11 protein-coding genes and 1 pseudogene are annotated in these 17,988 nt (G+C 65.9%); 2 read left to right on the plus strand and 10 right to left on the minus strand.

Going from position 1 to position 17,988, the window contains the following annotated elements:
• From ACEN9G_RS29755 to ACEN9G_RS29795, 9 genes and pseudogenes are all read right to left on the minus strand, one after another.
• Complete coding sequence (locus ACEN9G_RS29755) at positions 1 to 819, minus strand: enoyl-CoA hydratase family protein (protein ID WP_413341124.1); 819 nt, start codon at positions 817 to 819, stop codon at positions 1 to 3.
• 8 nt (positions 820 to 827) lie between these two features.
• Positions 828 to 1,292, minus strand: coding sequence for a MarR family winged helix-turn-helix transcriptional regulator (locus tag ACEN9G_RS29760; RefSeq protein WP_413341131.1), 465 nt, complete (start codon positions 1,290 to 1,292; stop codon positions 828 to 830).
• A complete protein-coding gene (locus ACEN9G_RS29765) occupies positions 1,289 to 2,044 on the minus strand; it encodes an SDR family NAD(P)-dependent oxidoreductase (protein ID WP_483127431.1) in 756 nt (251 codons plus the stop codon). Before ACEN9G_RS29765 ends, ACEN9G_RS29760 begins: the two co-directional genes overlap by 4 nt.
• Positions 2,044 to 4,368 (minus strand): annotated as a pseudogene (locus tag ACEN9G_RS29770) (bifunctional salicylyl-CoA 5-hydroxylase/oxidoreductase). The gene ACEN9G_RS29765 and the pseudogene ACEN9G_RS29770 overlap by 1 nt, the downstream one beginning before the upstream one ends.
• Complete coding sequence (locus tag ACEN9G_RS29775) at positions 4,365 to 5,981, minus strand: AMP-binding protein (protein WP_413341036.1); 1,617 nt, start codon at positions 5,979 to 5,981, stop codon at positions 4,365 to 4,367. The pseudogene ACEN9G_RS29770 and the gene ACEN9G_RS29775 overlap by 4 nt, the downstream one beginning before the upstream one ends.
• Before the next feature lie 48 nt (positions 5,982 to 6,029).
• A complete protein-coding gene (locus ACEN9G_RS29780; protein WP_413341038.1) occupies positions 6,030 to 9,191 on the minus strand; it encodes an efflux RND transporter permease subunit in 3,162 nt (1,053 codons plus the stop codon).
• Positions 9,188 to 10,678: an efflux RND transporter periplasmic adaptor subunit gene (locus ACEN9G_RS29785; protein ID WP_413341039.1), complete on the minus strand. Its 1,491-nt coding sequence runs from the start codon at positions 10,676 to 10,678 to the stop codon at positions 9,188 to 9,190. The genes ACEN9G_RS29780 and ACEN9G_RS29785 overlap by 4 nt, the downstream gene beginning before the upstream one ends.
• A complete protein-coding gene (locus ACEN9G_RS29790; RefSeq protein ID WP_413341041.1) occupies positions 10,675 to 11,970 on the minus strand; it encodes a TolC family protein in 1,296 nt (431 codons plus the stop codon). The genes ACEN9G_RS29785 and ACEN9G_RS29790 overlap by 4 nt, the downstream gene beginning before the upstream one ends.
• Positions 11,971 to 12,045: 75 nt before the next feature.
• The gene (locus ACEN9G_RS29795; RefSeq protein WP_413341042.1) at positions 12,046 to 12,438 is read right to left on the minus strand and encodes a hypothetical protein; all 393 of its coding nucleotides are present in this window, start codon (positions 12,436 to 12,438) and stop codon (positions 12,046 to 12,048) included.
• A 346-nt stretch (positions 12,439 to 12,784) separates the two neighbouring features.
• On the opposite strand from ACEN9G_RS29795, the gene ACEN9G_RS29800 reads away from it, so the two are divergent.
• Both ACEN9G_RS29800 and ACEN9G_RS29805 read left to right on the plus strand, forming a co-directional pair.
• Positions 12,785 to 13,252, plus strand: coding sequence for a helix-turn-helix domain-containing protein (locus tag ACEN9G_RS29800; protein WP_413346384.1), 468 nt, complete (start codon positions 12,785 to 12,787; stop codon positions 13,250 to 13,252).
• Positions 13,249 to 13,785 (plus strand): IS630 family transposase, encoded by a 537-nt coding sequence (locus tag ACEN9G_RS29805; RefSeq protein WP_483127432.1) that lies wholly within the window; start codon positions 13,249 to 13,251, stop codon positions 13,783 to 13,785. Before ACEN9G_RS29800 ends, ACEN9G_RS29805 begins: the two co-directional genes overlap by 4 nt.
• Before the next feature lie 662 nt (positions 13,786 to 14,447).
• Here ACEN9G_RS29805 and ACEN9G_RS29810 read toward each other — a convergent pair.
• On the minus strand, positions 14,448 to 17,627 hold the full coding sequence (locus ACEN9G_RS29810) for a DUF4214 domain-containing protein (RefSeq protein ID WP_413340675.1): 3,180 nt from the start codon (positions 17,625 to 17,627) through the stop codon (positions 14,448 to 14,450).
• Positions 17,628 to 17,988: the final 361 nt, after the last annotated feature.

Here is a 17,988-nt window from a genome sequence, read left to right on the forward strand (position 1 = left end):
TCAGTCTCCTTCGAAGCGGGGTGTGGTTTTCGCGACGAACGCGTCGTAGGCGCGCTTGAAGTCGCCGGTCGCCATGCAGATCGCCTGCGCCTGCGCCTCGGCCTCGAGCGCTTCAGGAATCCCCATCGTCCACTCCTGCCGCAGCATTGTCTTCGTCATCCCGTGCGCGAACGTCGGCCCTTCCGCGAGACTGCGCGCGAGGCGCTGCGCCTCGCCCCTCACCTCGTCGGGCGCGCACAGGCGGTTATAGAAACCCCAGCGCTCGCCCTCCTCGGCCGACATGGCGCGGCCCGTGTACAGCAGTTCCGCCGCCCGTCCCTGGCCGATGAGGCGCGGCAGGATGGAACATGCGCCCATGTCGCAGCCGGCCAGGCCGACCTTCGTGAACAGGAACGCCGTACGCGCGCGGCTGCTCGCGAGGCGCAGGTCGGACGCCATCGCGAGGATCGCGCCGGCGCCCGCGCACACGCCGTCGACGGCCGCCACGACGGGCTGCGGGCAGCCGAGCATCGCCTTCACGAGGTCGCCCGTCATGCGCGTGAACGCGAGCAGGCCCGGCATGTCCAGTTGCGTGAGCGGCCCGATGATCTCGTGGACGTCGCCGCCCGAGCAGAAATTCCCGCCCGCGCCCGTCAGCACGACGGCCTTCACGTCGTCCGCATACGCGAGCGCGCGGAACAGGTCGCGCAGCTCCGCGTAAGAGTCGAACGTCAGCGGGTTCTTGCGCTCGGGGCGGTTCAGCGTGATGGTGGCGACGCCGCCGTCGGCCTCGTAGAGGAAATGTTCGGCGCGGTAGCCGGCCAGCTGCGTGCGGTGCATGGGGTCTCCTAGTCCTTGTCGCTCGATTGCGTATTCAATTGCCGCTTCATCGTGTCGAGCAAGGCGATCATGGTGGCCTTGTCGTCCGGGGGGATGTCGCCGAACAGGTCGGCCACCCAGCCCTGGTGCACGGCCGCCATTTGCGCGAACGCGGTGCGCCCGCGCGGCGTCAGCCTCAGCATGAACGCCCGCCCGTCCTGCGGGTCGGGCACGCGCAGGATGAGCTCTTCGCGTTCCAGCTGGTCGGCGATGCCCGTCACGTTGCCGCCCGTGACCATCATCCGCTTCGACAATTCGCCCATCCGCAAGCCGTCCGGGTGACGTTCCAGCTGCGCCATCAGGTCGAAGCGCGGCAACGTGATGCCGAACGTGGTGCGCAGCCGGCTGCGGATCGTGTTCTCCACGCGCACCGTGCAGGACAACAGCCGCAGCCACAGCTTCAGGTCGAGCGGGGCATCGTCGGCCGGCGTCACATCACCTCCCCGCCCGCCACCGCGATGGCCTGGCCGTTCATCGCCGCCGCGCTGGGCATGCACAGCCACGCTACGGCATGCGCCACTTCGTCCGGCTGCACGAGCCGTTCCTGCGGATTGCCGGCTGCAAGTTCCGCGCGCGCCTCGTCGGCGGTGCGCCCCGTCTTGCGGACGATATTGGCGACGGCATCGGCCACGATGTCCGTGTCCGTGAAGCCCGGACACACGGCGTTGACGGTGACGCCGCGCGCCGCCACCTCCAGCGCGAGCGCGCGCGTGAGGCCGACGAGACCATGCTTCGCCGCGCAATACGCGGCCACGTACCGGTAGCCCGTGAGGCCGGCGGTCGACGCGACGTTGACGACCCGGCCCCAGCCCGCATCCAGCATGCCGGGCAGCGCGGCCTGCATGCAGTGATAGGCGCCGGTCAGGTTCACGTCCAGCATGCGCTGCCACAGCGCGGCATCCGTGCGCCCGAACGGCGCCGACGCGGCCTGGCCCGCGTTGTTGACGAGGATGTCCACGGTGCCCGCACGTGCGAACGCGGCCGCGACGCCCTCCGCATCCGTCACGTCCACCATCTGCCAGGCGGTTTCTCCGCTCAGTGCCGCGGCTGCGGCTTCCAGCGCGCGGGCATCGCGCGCCATCAGCGTGACGCGCGCGCCGTGCGCCCGCAGCGCGCGCGCGATCGCGAGGCCGATGCCGCGGCTGGCACCCGTCACGACCGCGTGCTTTCCCTGTAATGTCTCCATCAGCCCTCCGCCTGGCGTTCGCGTTTCATATTCCGTTCCAGCTGCGCCTTCCCGGCCAGATACTGCTTCGGCCACGCGACCGCCGTGACGCCGATCCGCGCCGCTTCCGCCAGCGTCCACGCGGGATTCGCCAGGTGCGGCCGGCCCACCGCGCACAAGTCCGCGCGCCCGGCCGCGATGATGCTGTTCGCGTGGTCCGCCTCGTAGATCGAGCCGACGGCGATCGTCGGAATCCCGGCCTCGTTGCGGATGCGGTCCGCGAACGGGGTCTGGTACATGCGGCCGAACACGGGCTTCTCTTCCTTGCTGACCTGGCCCGACGAGCAATCGATCATGTCCGCACCCGCGTCCTTGAACAGGCGCGCGATGTGCACGGCATCCGCGGGCGTGATGCCGCCGTCGACCCAGTCGTGCGCCGAGATGCGCACGCTCATCGGCTTCGCGGACGGCCACACGGCGCGCATCGCGCGGAACACGCGCAGCGGATAGCGGCAGCGGTTTTCGAGACTGCCGCCGTACTTGTCCTCGCGCCGGTTCGTCAGCGGCGAAATGAACGACGACAGCAGGTAGCCGTGCGCGCAATGCAGTTCGAGCCAGTCGAAACCGGCCGCTTCGGCCGCGAGCGTCGCGCGCACGAAGTCCGCTTCCACCCGCGCGAGATCCGCTTCCGTCGCGGCACGCGCGACCTGCGAGATGCCCGGCAGGTACTGTTGATCCGATGCCGCGATCAGCGGCCAGTTGCGGCCCGGGAGCGGCTGGTCGATGCCGTCCCACATCGGGCGCGTGGAACCTTTCGGGCCGGCATGGCCCAGCTGGATGCCGATGCGCGCATCCGTCCGGCCGTGCACGAAGGCCACGATGCGCTGCCACGCCGCCGTGTGTTCGGGCGCATACATGCCCGGGCAGGCCGGCGTGATGCGGGCATCGGCCGACACGCACGTCATCTCGGCCATCACGAGCGCCGCCCCGCCCATTGCCCGGGCGCCCAGGTGCACGAGGTGGTAGTCGCCGGGCACGCCGTCGACGGCCGAATACTGCGCCATCGGCGAGACGACGATGCGGTTCTTCAGGAACACGTCGCGCACGCGCAGCGGCGTGAACATGGGCGGGACGTGCGTGTTCTCGGGCAGCGCCACGCCTGCCTGCGCGCACGCACGGCGCGCGAACCAGTCTTCGAAATGCGCGACATAGCCAGGGTCGCGCAAACGCAGGTTCTCGTGCGAAATGCGCTGGCTGCGCGTGAGCATCGAGTACGCGAACTGCTCCGCGTCCAGCGCGCCGTAGCGCTCCACGTTCTCGAACCACTCCATCGAATTGCGCGCGGCCGACTGGATCTTCAGCACCTCGACCGAGCGGCTCGCCTGGTACTCCTCCAGCGCCGCGCGCACGTCGCTGCCGTGGTCGCGCATGCAGCGCGCCAGTTCGATCGCATCTTCCAGCGCCAGCTTGGTGCCGGACCCGATCGAGAAGTGCGCCGTGTGCGCCGCATCGCCCATCAGCACGACGGGCAAGCCGCCGTTCCAGTGCACCCACTGCTCGCAGACGATGCGGGGGAACGCGATCCAGATCGCGGCCCCGCGCAGGTGCGTGGCGTTCGACAGCAACGGATGCCCGTCCAGGTGCTCCGCGAACAGCCGCTCGCAAAAGGCGATGCCGGCTTCCTGCGGCATGTCGGCCAGGCCCGCGCGGCGCCACACGTCTTCCGGTGTCTCGACGATGAAGGTGGACGTGTCGTCGTCGAACTGGTAGATGTGGGCCTGGAACCAGCCGAACGCCGTCTCCTTGAACACGAACGTGAACGCATCGAATTTCTTTTTCGTGCCGAGCCACACGAAGCGGCAGCGGCGCGTCTCGACCGACGGCCGGAACGTGGCCGCATGGCGCGCCCGCGTGCGGCTGTTGATGCCGTCGGCCGCGACGACGAGGTCGGCCCCATAGCGCGCGGCGACGGCCTCGTCGTCCTGCACGTCGGTCTCGAACACGAGCTCCACGCCCAGCTCTTCGCAGCGCTACTGCAGGATGTTCAGCAGCCTTTTGCGCCCGATGCCGCAGAATCCATGGCCGCCGGACGTGATGCGCTCGCCCTTGAAGAAGACGTCGATGTCGTCCCAGTGATTGAACGCCTGCAGGATGCTGCGCGCCGTCGGCTCGTCGGCCGCGACGAGGTTGCCGAGCGTCTGGTCGGAGAACACGACGCCCCACCCGAACGTGTCGTACGGGCGGTTGCGCTCGACGACGACGATGCGGTGCGCCGGATCCTGCCGCTTCATCAGCAGGGCGAAATACAGGCCGGCGGGCCCGCCGCCGATGCAGACGATGTTCATGACAGTCGCAGTTTGTAGCGCTGCAGCTTGCCCGTCTCCGTGCGCGGCAGCCTGTCGGTGAAGCGCACGGCGCGCGGATATTTGTAGGGCGCGATCTGCGCCTTGACGAAGTCCTGCAGCATGCGCGCCGTGTCCGGTGTCGGGTCGAACTCCGGCTTGAGCACGACGTGCGCCTCCACAATCTGGCCGCGCTCCTCGTCGGCCCGGCCCACGACGCCGCACTCGGCGACGGCCGGATGGCGCAGCAGCACCTCTTCCACCTCCGCGCCGGCGATGTTGTAGCCGGCCGAGATGATCATGTCGTCCGTGCGCGAGCGATAGTAGAAATAGCCGCCGGCGTCCGCTTCGTAGCTGTCGCCCGTCAGGTTCCAGCCGTCCAGGACATAGTCGCGCTGGCGCTCGTCGGCCAGGTAGCGGCAGCCCGTCGGGCCCTTGACGGCCAGCCGTCCGACCACGCCGGGACCGACCGGCGCGCCGTCGTCGTCAAGAATGCACGCGCGGTAGCCGGGGACCGGCTTGCCGGTCGCCCCGGGCCGGATGTCGGCGCCGCTCGCCGAGATGAAGATGTGCAGCAGCTCCGTCGCGCCGATGCCGTCGATCATGGCGATGCCGGTCGCCGTCTTCCAGGCATTCCGCGTCGCCAGCGGCAGCGCCTCGCCGGCCGACACGCACTTCTGCAGGGAGCGCAGGTCGTAGCGCGGGACGAGGGGCGTCATCTGGCGGTAGAACGTGGGCGCCGTGAAGCAGACCGTGGCCTTGTACCGCTCGATCGCGGCCAGCAGGCCTTCCGGCACCGGCTTTTCAAGCAGCACGCCGGCCGCGCCCACGCGCAGGGGAAACAACAGCAGCCCGCCCAGGCCGAACGTGAAGGCCAGCGGCGGCGTGCCGATGAAGACGTCGTCCGCCTGCGCGCCCAGCGTGTGCGGCGGGAAGCAGTCGCAGATCGCCAGGATGTCGCGGTGGAAGTGCATCGTGCCCTTCGGGACGCCCGTCGTTCCGGACGTGAAGGCGATCAGGCAGACGTCGTCCGCGGCCGTGTCCACGGGTGCGAACGGGGCAGCGTGGCGGGCCATGCGCGCTTCCAGGCCGTCCGGATCCTGGAAATACATGACGCGCGGGTGCCCCGCCACCTGATCGAGTTCGTCCGCGAGCGGGCGCGCGCACAGCACGGCGTTCACCCGCGCCCTGTCGAGGATGATGCCCAGCTCGCGCGCCCGCAGCAGCGGCATCGTCGGCACGGCCACGAGGCCGGCCTTGAACACGGCGAGGATCGCGGCCGCCATCATCGGGCAGTTGGCGCCGCGCAGCAGCACGCGGTTGCCCGGCACGAGGTTCAAGTCCGTGCGCAGCACGTGGGCGATGCGGTCGACGCGCTGCATGAGATCGGCGTAGGTCCAGGTCACCGTATCGCCCACGATGGCGGTGCGCCCGCCCCGTCCGGCCGCGACATGGTGGTCCAGCAGTTCCGCCACGCAATTCAGCCGCGCGGGATACTGGAGCGCGGGCAGGTCGAACACGAGGTCCGGCCACAGGTCGACGGGCGGGAGATGATCCCGCGCGAACGTGTCGACATGGGCCGAAGGACTTGACTCTGCAGCGGACAAGCTCGTCATGAAGCGCCCCCGGAGAAAAGATCGTCGGTACCGGGAGATACTTTAAGCCTAAAGTATTTCGGGACGCAAGCCGGGTTGCATAGACAAGCGCATTCTCCGCCGGCGCAGCAGCAGATACACGGCCGGCACCACGAACATCGACAGCAGCGGCGCCGTGATCATTCCGCCGACCATCGGCGCCGCGATCCGTTGCATGATCTCCGAGCCGGTCCCGCCGCCGATCATCGCCGGCACGAGGCCGCCGACGATCACCGCGACCGTCATCGCCTTCGGCCGCACGCGCAGGACCGCCCCTTTGCGGATCGCCTCGACGAGCTCGGCCTCGCTGTCCCTGCCCGCGGCAAGCCGCGCGTCCCAGGCCTGCTTCAGGTACAGCAGCATGATCACGCCGAACTCCGCCGACACGCCCGCCAGCGCGATAAAGCCGACGCCGCTCGCCACCGACAGGTTGTGCCCCAGCAGCCAGAGCAGCCAGGCGCCGCCGGCCAGGGCGAACGGCAGGGTCGCCATGATCAGCGCGGCCTCGTCGAGCCGGCCGAACGTCAGGAACAGCAGCACGAAGATGATGGCCAGCGTCGCTGGCACGACGACCTTCATCTTCGCGAGCGCGCGTTCCAGATATTCGAACTGCCCGGACCAGGACACCGAATACCCTGCCGGCAGGCGCACCTCCTGCGCGACGACGTGCTGCATGGCGCGCACCGCTGACGTCAGGTCGCGTCCCCGGACGTCGACGTACACCCAGCCGGACAGGCGCGCGTTCTCGCTCTTGAGCATGGGCGGCCCATCGGTGAGGCGGATGACGGCCACGTCGCCGAGCCGGATCTGGGCGCCCGCCTCGGTGAGCAGCGGCAGCGCGCGCAGCTTTTCCAGCGAGTCGCGCACTTCGCGCGGGTAGCGCACGTTGATCGGAAAGCGCTGCAAGCCTTCCACCGTCTCGCCGATGTTCTCGCCGCCGACGGCAGCGGCGATCACGCCCTGCACGTCCGCCACGTTCATGCCGAAGCGCGCCGCAGCCGCGCGGTCGATCCGCACGTCCATGTAGCGCCCGCCGTTCAACCGCTCGGCGAGGGCCGACGCCACACCCGGCACCTTGCGCACTGCGGCCTCGATCGCGCCCGTGATGCGGTCGATCTCCTGCAGATTCGCGCCCGCCACCTTGATGCCGACCGGGCTTTTCACGCCGGTCGCCAGCATGTCGATCCGGTTGCGGATCGGCGGCACCCACACGTTGGACAAGCCCGGCACCTTGACGACGCGGTCGAGCTCCTCGACCAGCTTCGCCGGCGTCATCCCGGCGCGCCACTGCTCGCGCGGCTTGAACCGGATCGTCGTCTCGAACATCTCGAGCGGCGCGGGATCGGTCGCGGTCTCCGCCCGGCCCGCCTTGCCGAACACGATGTCGACCTCGGGCACGGTCTTGATCAGGCGATCCGTCTGCTGCAGGAGTTCGGCCGCCTTGCCGATGCCGATCCCCGGCAGCGCCGACGGCATGTACAGCAGGTCGCCCTCGTCCAGCGGCGGCATGAACTCGCCGCCCAGCCGGCTGACCGGCCACACCGTCGCGAGGACGATGCAGGCCGCAACGACCAGCGTGGTCTTCGGGCGGCGCAGCACGACGTCGAGCAGCGGCCGATACGCGCGGACCAGGAACCGGTTCAACGGGTTGACGTCTTCGCGCGGAATCCGGCCGCGGATGAGATACCCCATCAGCACGGGAACGAGCGTCACCGCGAGGCCCGCGCTGGCCGCCATCGCATAGGTCTTGGTAAACGCGAGCGGCGCGAACAGCTTCCCTTCCTGCGCTTCCAGCGCGAACACGGGGATGAAGGACAGCACGACGATCAGCAGGGAGAAGAACAGGGCCGGCCCGACCTCGACCGCCGCCGCTTCGATCGCCCGCCAGTGCGCGGCGCCGTCGAGCCGTTCGCCGGGATGCCGGTCGTGCCAGGCCTCCAGGTGCTTGTGCGCGTTCTCGATCATCACGACGGCCGCGTCGATCATCGCCCCGACCGCGATCGCGATGCCGCCCAGCGACATGATGTTCGCATTGACGCCCTGGTACAGCATGACGGTGTACGCGGCCAGGATCCCCAGCGGCAGGGAAACGATGGCGACCAGCGCCGAGCGCACGTGGAACAGGAACAGCGCACAGACCACGGCGACGACGATGAACTCTTCGAACAGCTTGTGCTCCAGGTTCGTCACCGCCCGTTGGATCAGGCCGGAACGATCGTACGTCGTCACGATCTCGACGCCCGCCGGCAGGCTGGCCTTGAGCCGGGCGAGCTTCGCCTTCACCGCATCGATGGTGGCGAGCGCGTTCTTCCCCGAGCGCATGACGATGATGCCGCCGGCGACCTCGCCCTCTCCGTTCAGCTCCGCGACGCCGCGCCGCGTCTCCGGCCCGACCTGCACGCGCGCCACGTCGCCCAGCTGCACCGGCACACCGCCGCTACCGGTCGCCAGCGGAATGTGCCGGAAGTCGTCGAGCGAAGCCAGATACCCGGATGCGCGCACCATGTATTCGGCCTCGCCCAGTTCGAGCACCGAACCGCCCGCCTCCTGGTTCGCCTTGCGGACCGCGTCGATCACGCGCGCATGCGTGATGCCGTAGGCGCGCAGCTTGTCCGGGTCGAGCTGGATCTGGTACTGGCGCACCATGCCGCCGATGCTTGCCACCTCCGCCACGTTCGGCACCGTCTTGAGTTCGTACTTCAGGAACCAGTCCTGCAAGGCCCGCAGTTGCGACAGGTCGTGGCGGCCGGTGCGGTCGACGAGCGCATATTCGTACACCCAGCCGATGCCCGTCGCGTCCGGCCCCAGCGACGCCCGGGCCTGAGGCGGCAGGCGCGATTGCGTCTGGTTCAGGTATTCCAGCACGCGCGAGCGCGCCCAGTAGGGATCGGTCCCGTCCTCGAACAGGATGTAGACGAAGGAATCGCCGAAGAACGAGTAGCCCCGCACGCTGCGCGCGCCCGGCACCGACAGCATCGTCGTCGTGAGCGGATAGGTGACCTGGTTCTCGACGATCTGCGGTGCCTGGCCCGGATACGTCGTGCGGACGATGACCTGCACGTCGGACAGGTCCGGCAGCGCATCGACCGGCGTGCGCTGCACCGCCCAGATGCCCCAGGCCGCGAGGCCGAACGTCGCGAGCAGCACGAGGATGCGGTTCGCGATCGACCAGCGGATCACGCGCGCGATCATTGGCCGCCTCCTGATGCGGTGCGCGCGATCGCGACGATCTCGAACCCGCCCTTGTCGCCCTTGCGGAATTCGAACTGCACGGTGTCGCCAGCCTTGACGTCATGCGGCAGTCCGCCCGCGGGCGCCGCGAAGCCCATCGTCATCGCTGGCCACTTGAGGCTGGGGACCGGCCCGTGCGAGATCGTCACCTCGCCGCCGGCGATGCGCTCCACCTTGCCGGTCGCGCGATGGATCGCCGCTTGCGCCGGCGCGGCGGGCGCCGCGGCACCGAGGCGTTGCAGGGTACCGCGCAGGCTCGCCTCGGAATCGATCAGGAACTGACCCGACGCCACGACCTTCTGTCCCTCCGCCAGGCCTTCGAGGACTTCCGTCTGGCCGTTTGCCTCGGCCCCCGTGACGATGTCCGCCGGTGCGAACCTGCCGTCGTCGGACACCGTGATGACGACCGTGCGTGCGCCCGTCTCGATCACGGCCTCCGCCGGCACCAGCAGCGCATCGCGTCCGCGTGCCGGTACCATGTGGATCGTCGCGAACATCCCCGGCACCAGTTTGCCGCCGGGGTTGGCCAGTTCGATGCGTGCCTTCAGCGTGCGCGTGGAGGTGCTGACCTCGGGCAGCAAGGCCTCGACCTTGCCGTCGAATGCCATGCCGGGGAAAGCGGGGCTCGTCGCCCGTACAGCCATACCGGGCCGGACCTGCGCCGCCGCACTCTCCGGCACTTCCGCATTCACCCAGACCGTGAGCAGGCCGTTGATGCGGAACAGCGGCGTCCCCGGCACCACTGTCATGCCCTCGCGAACCGACAGTTCGCTGACGACACCGTCGGTGGGCGCCGTGACGGCGATGCGCGGACTCACCTGCGACCGCGCGCTGACCTGCGCGACCTGCGCGTCCGTCATGCCCGCGAGTCGCATCCGCTGCCGGGCCGCGTCGAGCAGGCCCGCCGTGTCCGCGCCGTCCGGCATGCGCTTGACGGCCAGGTACTCTTCCTGCGCCGCGACCCAGTCGGGCGCGTACAGCTGGAGCAACGGCTGTCCCTTGCGGACGGGATCGAGCGGCGCGCGCACGAACAGCTTTTCCACGTAGCCGCTGCTGCGCGCCTGCAGCTGGACGAGATCGCGCTCGTTGAACGCGACATTGCCGACGACATCGAGCGTGCTCGCCAGCGTCCCCTTGCGGACCTCGGCGATCCGCATGCCGAGGTTCTGCCGGACGCCCGGGCTGACGACGACGCCGCCTTGCGCCTGGCCTTCATCGGCGTACACCGGCACCAGCTCCATGTCCATGAAGGGCGACTTGCCGGGCTTGTCGAACTTCTGGCCCGGTACCATCGGGTCGTGCCAATACAGGACTTTGCGTCCCGTCTTGTCGACTGCCGGCGCCGCGTCGTGCGCGCCGGCCCGCAGTCCCAGGCGATACGCGCCGAAGCCGGTCGCCGCGAGCACGGCCAGCGCGCCGAGGAGGGAAAAGACGATGCGACGGCTCATGGCTGTGCCTCCGGATGGTTGCTCGGCGTGAGAAAGTTCAGCTGGGCCCAGCGCCTGGCCGCCTCCGCGTCCAGCTGTAACGCCTGCAGCCGGACGTCGAGCTCATTGCGGCGGGCCGCCAGCACCTCGGCCAGCGCCGCCTTGCCGCCGCGGTAGGCGGCCAGGACGGCCGCGCTCTGATCAAGAGCGAGAGGCACGAGCTCGCGCCGGTAGCGGGCCAGGCGCGCGCGGATGCTGCGCCACTCGTCCAGCATCGCCCGCACTTCCGCCGTGTGGGCCCGCAGGCGCTCTTCGCGCTCGTCCCGGATGCGGTCGGCCTGCAGGATCTTTGCCGCGAGCTCGCGGTCCTGGCGGTGTTTCCTGTCCCACTGCAGCGGCAGCGACACGCCGACGGACACCATGTTCGAATACCCCTGCCCGCGCTGCTGCAGCGACACTTCCACGGTCCAGTCGGGATGCCGGTTGGCCTCGGCAAGCCGGGCTTCCGTGCGCGCAACGGCTTCCTCGCGATCGAGCACGGCGATGTCGGGATGGTGGGCAAGCTGGGTGTCGAGGGCATCGGGGTCGAGGCGGATGCGGTCGATGTCCGGCAGGCCTGCGGGTGCAACGTCGACGTCCGGACCGACCCAGCGCGCCAGGGCCAGCCGGGCCGTCCTGACGCGGGTGTCGGATTCGTCGACCTTGTCCTGCGCGGCGCCGATCCGACTGCGGGCCGCGAAGACATCGCCCTGGCTGCCTTTCCCGGCGCGATAAGCTGCTTCGGCGGCTTGCAGGTCGAGGTCGGCCTGGCCGACCTGCTGGCGGATCAGATTGTCCATCTGTCGGGCGAAATACAAATCGATCCAGGCCTGGGCGGTGTCGCGTTCGATGCGCACGACCTCCACGTCCTTTTCGGCGGCGGCCTTGTCGGCCGCACCTTCCATCCCGGCCGCGCGCAGTCTGCGCTTGTCGGACGCGGTGAGCTCCTGCATGACACCGATGCGGCGCATGGTCATGAAGTCGGTACCGATGTTGTAGCGGTCGGCGCCGCTGACCGGCAGATTGTCGATGCCGGCGCGCAGGACGGGATCGGGCTGACGGCCGGCCGCAACGGCCAGTTCGCGGGCGGCGGCGATGGCGGCATCCTGCGCCGGGATTGCGCGCGAGCGCGCCAGCGCACGCTGCTGCGCTTGTTCGAGCGTCAGCCCGGCGGCGGCCTGCGCTGGTTCATACGGTAAAGCGAGACTCAGCGCCAATGCGAGCGCGAGGACCGGGGCGATCGCGTCGCGCCCGGTGAGGTCGAAGAATTGCATGTGATAGCTCCGGAGTGCGAAGAACGGCACCGCCACGGGATTAACGTGGCGGAACGGGGACTTGGCAACGGGAGGCTATAGGCGGAAACAGCAGTGGCGTATCGCGATCGGTGGCGATGTGCCGGAGGCGTGCAGGAAAACGAACGGCGGATTGGATCTCTCCGCGCCATGGTCGGGCCACAAGAGCGGCAGCGCGATACCTGTCGCGACGAACGGCATGACCGAAGGCGCGTCGGGCTTGTCGAGCGACGGCGTTTGCTTGTGCGCGTGTTCGTGGCACAGGGTTGGGCTTTGCCGGTCGGCCTCGGGGCAATTCACCATCGGCTGGCCGGAACGGTCCAGCATCGGCGTGGTACGCGCCGGGATCAGGTTTGGACACGCGTAGGCGGCCACGGCCAGCTGCATGAACAGCAGGCTGATCAGAGCGATGATGGCGCTCAGGAGGCGGGTTTGGCGTGGGGGGCGCATGGGACGATGTCGGATTCCCTGCATTATAGGGCATGATTGGAAGAAAAAGGCCAGCATCGCGCGGGCCCTTTACTGCGATCCGCCATTTCAGTTCAACGTCGTGTCCATAGCTGCACTAGACCTACGCCGCGCGCTCGATTTTGGCCTCCGGAGGCGACTGAAAGCAGATAAGCAAGGAGGCTGACATTGTCCTCATTTGTCGGAATGGTGCTGCAGGAAGGGTCGATAATCCCTGCCGTCTCCTTCCGTTCAAAAGTCACCTCACAAATTAAGACCCCATATGCTCTAAGTAGTCGCCCAATTTTTGCTGTCAAAGCTAAATTGATCACGCAGCAGGGGTTGGGCGATGAAGCACTTGGAGTTGTCCGAAGACGAGCGGCGCACGCTGCGTGAGATGGGCGTGTTCCACCCGCATCCGCGGACACGGATGCGCGCACAGGGAATTTTGCGGTTGAGTCAGGGATTAACGCTGCAGAAAACGGCGGATGAGTTCGGGGTGCACCTGAACAGCGTCGAGCAGTGGAGGCAACGCTGGAACAAGCTTGGCCTGGCCGGATTGTACGAGGGGCGTCATACCGGTCGACCAAGGAAGTGGACGCCTCAGCAGCAGCAGGCTCTTGGCGAGTTGGCGCATTCCGAGGGCGGAAGCGTGGTTGCACTGCTGCGCCAGATCGAGCAATGCCGAGACCATGCGTCGATCAGCGAAAGCACAGCCAAACGGTATCTCAAGGAGATGAATTTCACGTACAAGCGCTATCGGTACGCTCTAAAAAAAAGCGAAATCAGGTGGCGTTCGAGCACGCCAGAAAAGTGATCAACGCACTGGCCAAGCTCGACCATGAACAACGCTGCGAGCTGCTGTACTTCGACGAATCAGGCTTCAGTCCAAATCCTCCCGTGCAGTACGGCTGGGGCAGGATCGGCGAGACCCGGGCCGTCGAACCGCTCGCGCACCGACAGCGCGTGAATGTGCTTGGAGCCTTGCGTCACGACGGCCAACTGACCTGGAGCACTCAGCAACGGCCGACGACACGCGACGATGTGATCGCATTCTTCGATCGGATTGCGCTCCAGCCTTACGCGGTTCCACGCATCGTCTTGATCGACAATGCCGGTATTCACAAGGGCGACCTGATGGAGAAGAAGCGACGCCAGTGGGCCAAACACGGGCTGTATCTGTACTACTTGCCTCCCTATAGCCCGGAGCTCAATCGGATCGAGATCTTGTGGAAGCATGCCAAGCATTTCTGGCGCCGCTTCGTTGCCAGGAACGGCGCAGATTTGCTCGACGAGATTCAATCCTTGATGAGTGGCTTCGGCAGCAAGTTCACGATAAATTTTGCATGACTACTTAGTCCATTTCGCTGGTCTTGCCGTAGGCACTGATTTGCGCGACTGACTGGCCACACTGGTACGTCTGGCCGGTGCGGTTGTCGAAGCGATCGTCCTATACAAACTAGCTACCGCGCCAATTTGAGAAATGAGCGCGTGGCGCGTTCGATAAAGACGAGCGGCTTCTGTCCAAAATTGCCGGCAGCAACTGAACGTTGCACAGCCGATTAATGTTATCAGGGCAAACTATCTGAAAGCATGTTAAGACGATCGCTTCATATTCGCCTCCCTTATTCTGCGCTCAAGGTATTTCTGAGATAAATAGAACCCGCAACAGCTGCATCGTTTAGCGAACGGATTGACGCCCTTGGTATATCGAATCTCGGATGAAAGCGATATCGCCTCACCGGCCGGGGTAGCTCCACAATTAGGGCACTTGCACGCCAGCAACGAAAAAACCGTCCCGACCATCGTAACAAAAATTATACATATAAGCACTTTATGATAAGCCGATACCGAATACTTCCCAATAATGATAAATAAAAGTACTGAAGCGAGTCCAAACAATACCCTAATTTTCCTATTCTGAAATTTAGCTGCATTATTTCTCTGCCGCTCTTGTTCAGCCAACGAGGATAAATCAATTTCACGGACCATTTCTACCTTCTTTCCCTAGGTTACCTTTTGTAACTCCAATTATATACGTTCCACTTCCCCATCACAGCGATGCCAGTCACAGGCACTAGTACTTTCGCTCCCCAGTTTGCCCCCATGAAAGTCGAGTTCACTCCACCGCCGATCTGGCTTTGTACGCCTACTTTGGCATCAGCTGTACCCTGGAATAATGGCACACTGACTTCGATACCCACCTTGGTAGAAATTGCAATGGTGTGATCTTTCTGTTTGTCACCTATTCCGTCTTCATACAGAGTGGTGGATAACGAACCTCCGCCGTCTGGATGGTTTGGGGTACCTTCGGGATGAATAGCACCACCGTGTAAACTACCGCCGGCTCCGATTCCAAGACCAACCTCTGCCTGACTCACACCAATTTCCCCCTTTGATATGTTGACCTGGATTGTGGCTTCCGCATCAAAACCAACCCCAGCATAGATCCCGCCGCCCACTGCGAATTCGTGGTCGGATTGAAGCCAGTCATTTACTGCATTGATTGCTTTGTCGTCCGGGCTGACATGAACGACACGGATGATCTGCTGAGTGCCGTTAGCCAAGGTCTGGACAGTCTGATAGTCGTAGCTTTTCTCTTTCGAAACAGCCACTGGCGTCGTACCTACCAAAATTTGCGCTGGCGCCCTATCGGTGCCGCTACTGGTCGAATAGATAGGTTGCGGAGTAGAAGGACCAGTTCCGATAGGCTGCGTAGTGAATGTACCAGTTCCGATAGGCTGCGGTGTGGAAGTACCAGGTCCGAATTGTCCATCAATCGCGGGTAAGCTGGTGAGCAAACCGGTATCGACATTCAGAGACCCGAAATCGCCAGCGGTCAGGACCGGCACAGACGGGTGATCTTGCGTCAGGCTTCCGGTGTACGCCACGGCACTGCTCGGCGCCGACGGCTGGTCTACCCCGCCGTAGCTATTCCGGATACTGGTATGGTAACTCTCGCCAAATTGCTCCTTCGACATGTCCCTTCCGTTGATGGGCGCAACATCCGGCGCCACCATATCGGCGGGATGGCCCGGGTGGCCCGTGTTAAGTGCGACTATTCTGCGGACGATGCTGTCGTAGTCCTTATTGACAAACTCACGCAGGTTCGCGCCACCCTGTATCATTTTATAGACGTCGTAGGCCTGTACATAGAATATCGTCGGTATCGACGGGTCTTCCTGGAACCATCCCACATGGTTCATGATCTCCAGCACAGTAGCCGTTCTGGCGTCGGGTGTACCGCCGCCCAGCGTTGTGTAGGTAGTTCCGCCCGCGCCGATGTCCGCGTGTGCACTCTGCATCTGCCCTACGCCCTGCGTCGGTTTTCCCGCCCCCGTCGACACGGTTTGCGTCTTGGTGCTGGACGTCAAGCCGTTCACCTTCGGAATCACAACCTCCTTGAGAGAAGCAAGCTGCGACCCGGCCGTGATCCCATTCGCCTGTGCGATCAAGTACGCGAGCGACGCATCGCCGTACGCCGCCAAAGCGAGGCCCTGTAACGTATCGCCGGGGCGATAGTTCACAATCAGATCGCCGTTCGGGGCGAAATTACCTGGGTCCGGACTGGTGACCTGACGATTCTCGTACTCGGGGCTTGCCTGCATCTGCGTTTCGACTTCGAAGATCGACATGCCATGCGCCATCGCGTTGGTCCAGTACGACAGCTCCTGCGAACTCGGCGCACGTCCGAGCAATGCCTGGTACGCCTGCGTGACGAGGTCGGCCGCCGTCGGTCCCGGATCCGGTGCAGGATCGCCGCCACCGGAGCCGTCCCCGCTATGCAGCTGCTTGTATTCGTCGCTGTCCTTGATGCCGTCATAGACACTCTGGAGCGAATAGCCCTCGTCGACGACCGTGTGCACCCACCAAGCCAGGCCTGCGGCATCCGGGGCGCGGTCCAGCAGTTCCCAGTACATCGCCGTGATCGCGTCGGTCGGATCCGGCACGTCGCCCGTCGGCGGATCCCATACCGCGTAGACCTGCCCATCCACCACGAGACGGTTCCACGCTTCGTTGCCGTCGATCGTCTGCAGGATGTTGCCGTCGAAGTCGTTGGTCTGTTTGATGGTGCTGACCGTCCCCATCGCCGACGTCGTGTCGGTGCGCACCAGCTCACCGTTGACGTCGTACGCGTAGTGCGTGCTGGCGCTGACGGACACGCCGCTCGGCGCGGTCTTCGTCGTCGTGATGCCGCTCCTGTCGTATCCCTCCCCCTTGATCTCCGTAACCGTCGTGCGCGAGACGTTGCCCGAACCGTCCGTGATGGTGTACGACAGGACGTTGCCGACCGCGTCGTAGCCGCCGGCATAGCTGGTGTCCTGGACGAGTACCCCGGCGCGATCCGTGATCCGTTCATGCTGAAGGCGTCCGTCGGCATCATACTCACGGACCGTGCGGTTCGTGTTGAATGCGGCTCCCGGGTTGTTCGCAGCGGTCTGGGCATAGCCCGCCGGCAGCTTGTCGCCGCCACCGCTCTGGATCAGGTGACCGGCCGCGTCGTAGTAGTTCTGCGAGACGACGGTCGCACGCGACGGGTCCAGCGCATTGCCCTGGGCATCGATCGCGCCGATTGCGGTTTCGGACAGGCGTCCGGCCGCGTCGTAGCGGTAGTGCACCGTGATGCGGCCCTGGTGGACCAAGTAGCGCGTCGCGCCGTCGTCGCCGACCTGCGCCACCAGCTGGCTGCCCTGGAACGTGTCGCTGGTGCGATTGCCATTCTTGTCATAGGTGACGAGGTGGCCCTGCGCCGTGGTGAGATTGTTGGTGTCGGCGGTGTTGCCGTTCGCGGCACCTTCGACCATGACCTGGCGATTCATGTCGTCATACGCATACCAGAGATCCTGGGTTTCGCCCGCGAGGGACGCCAGGTTGCGCGTCACGACCCGGCTCACGCCGTCGATCGTCACCTGTTGCAGCACCGTGCCCGCGCCGTGCGCCTGCTGGGTCACATGGCGACGCAGCAGATTGCCGTCGTTGTCGTACTCCAGCAGGGCCGACGCGGCGGCGTCGCGACCGCACCTGGTATCAATTCCGAGTTCGACAAGCGCATCGACCGCTACGTGATCGAAGCGCGCCGTGCTCCGAGGATGGTCCTGGCTTCCGATGCGATCGAAGCCGCATCCGACACTGCCCTGCGGCAGCCGTTGTCGGAAGTCGAATGGCGTTGCGAACGCGATCCGGCCGCGCATGTACGGTTCCAGGCCTTGCGTCACGCCGCCGACCTGCCGAAGAACTCCGGGCGCCGGCGCCTTCGGCGGTCATGGCAAAGCTCGAGCGCTGACCCATGCTGCTGCAGCACCTCGTCGGTGCCACGATCTCCACCTGTCTGACCGGCCCCGCGCTCCATGGCCAGCTTCGCGATGCACTTGTCACGGACTTGAAACTGTCGGACCCGACGTCACAGCAGCCCTTCCGGGACACGGAAGCGCTGCGCTCGATCGGGAAGAGCCGCGGCGCTTCCGTGTCCCGGACATCGACGAGGCGCTGAAAGTGCTGTCGCCAAGCACCGTGTTCATCAGGAGCGAAGACGGACTTCCCTTTTTTGATGCC

This window comes from Massilia sp. Masssp94 (assembly GCF_059491305.1).

Bases quoted from the DNA above. Each gene is read 5' to 3' on its own strand.
- ACEN9G_RS29755 (WP_413341124.1), bottom strand. From the start codon at position 819: ATGCACCGCACGCAGCTGGCCGGCTACCGCGCCGAACATTTCCTCTAC.
- ACEN9G_RS29765 (WP_483127431.1), bottom strand. From the start codon at position 2,044: ATGGAGACATTACAGGGAAAGCACGCGGTCGTGACGGGTGCCAGCCGC.
- ACEN9G_RS29775 (WP_413341036.1), bottom strand. From the start codon at position 5,981: ATGACGAGCTTGTCCGCTGCAGAGTCAAGTCCTTCGGCCCATGTCGAC.
- ACEN9G_RS29780 (WP_413341038.1), bottom strand. From the start codon at position 9,191: ATGATCGCGCGCGTGATCCGCTGGTCGATCGCGAACCGCATCCTCGTG.
- ACEN9G_RS29785 (WP_413341039.1), bottom strand. From the start codon at position 10,678: ATGAGCCGTCGCATCGTCTTTTCCCTCCTCGGCGCGCTGGCCGTGCTC.
- ACEN9G_RS29790 (WP_413341041.1), bottom strand. From the start codon at position 11,970: ATGCAATTCTTCGACCTCACCGGGCGCGACGCGATCGCCCCGGTCCTC.
- ACEN9G_RS29795 (WP_413341042.1), bottom strand. From the start codon at position 12,438: ATGCGCCCCCCACGCCAAACCCGCCTCCTGAGCGCCATCATCGCTCTG.
- ACEN9G_RS29800 (WP_413346384.1), top strand. From the start codon at position 12,785: ATGAAGCACTTGGAGTTGTCCGAAGACGAGCGGCGCACGCTGCGTGAG.
- ACEN9G_RS29810 (WP_413340675.1), bottom strand. From the start codon at position 17,627: ATGCGCGGCCGGATCGCGTTCGCAACGCCATTCGACTTCCGACAACGG.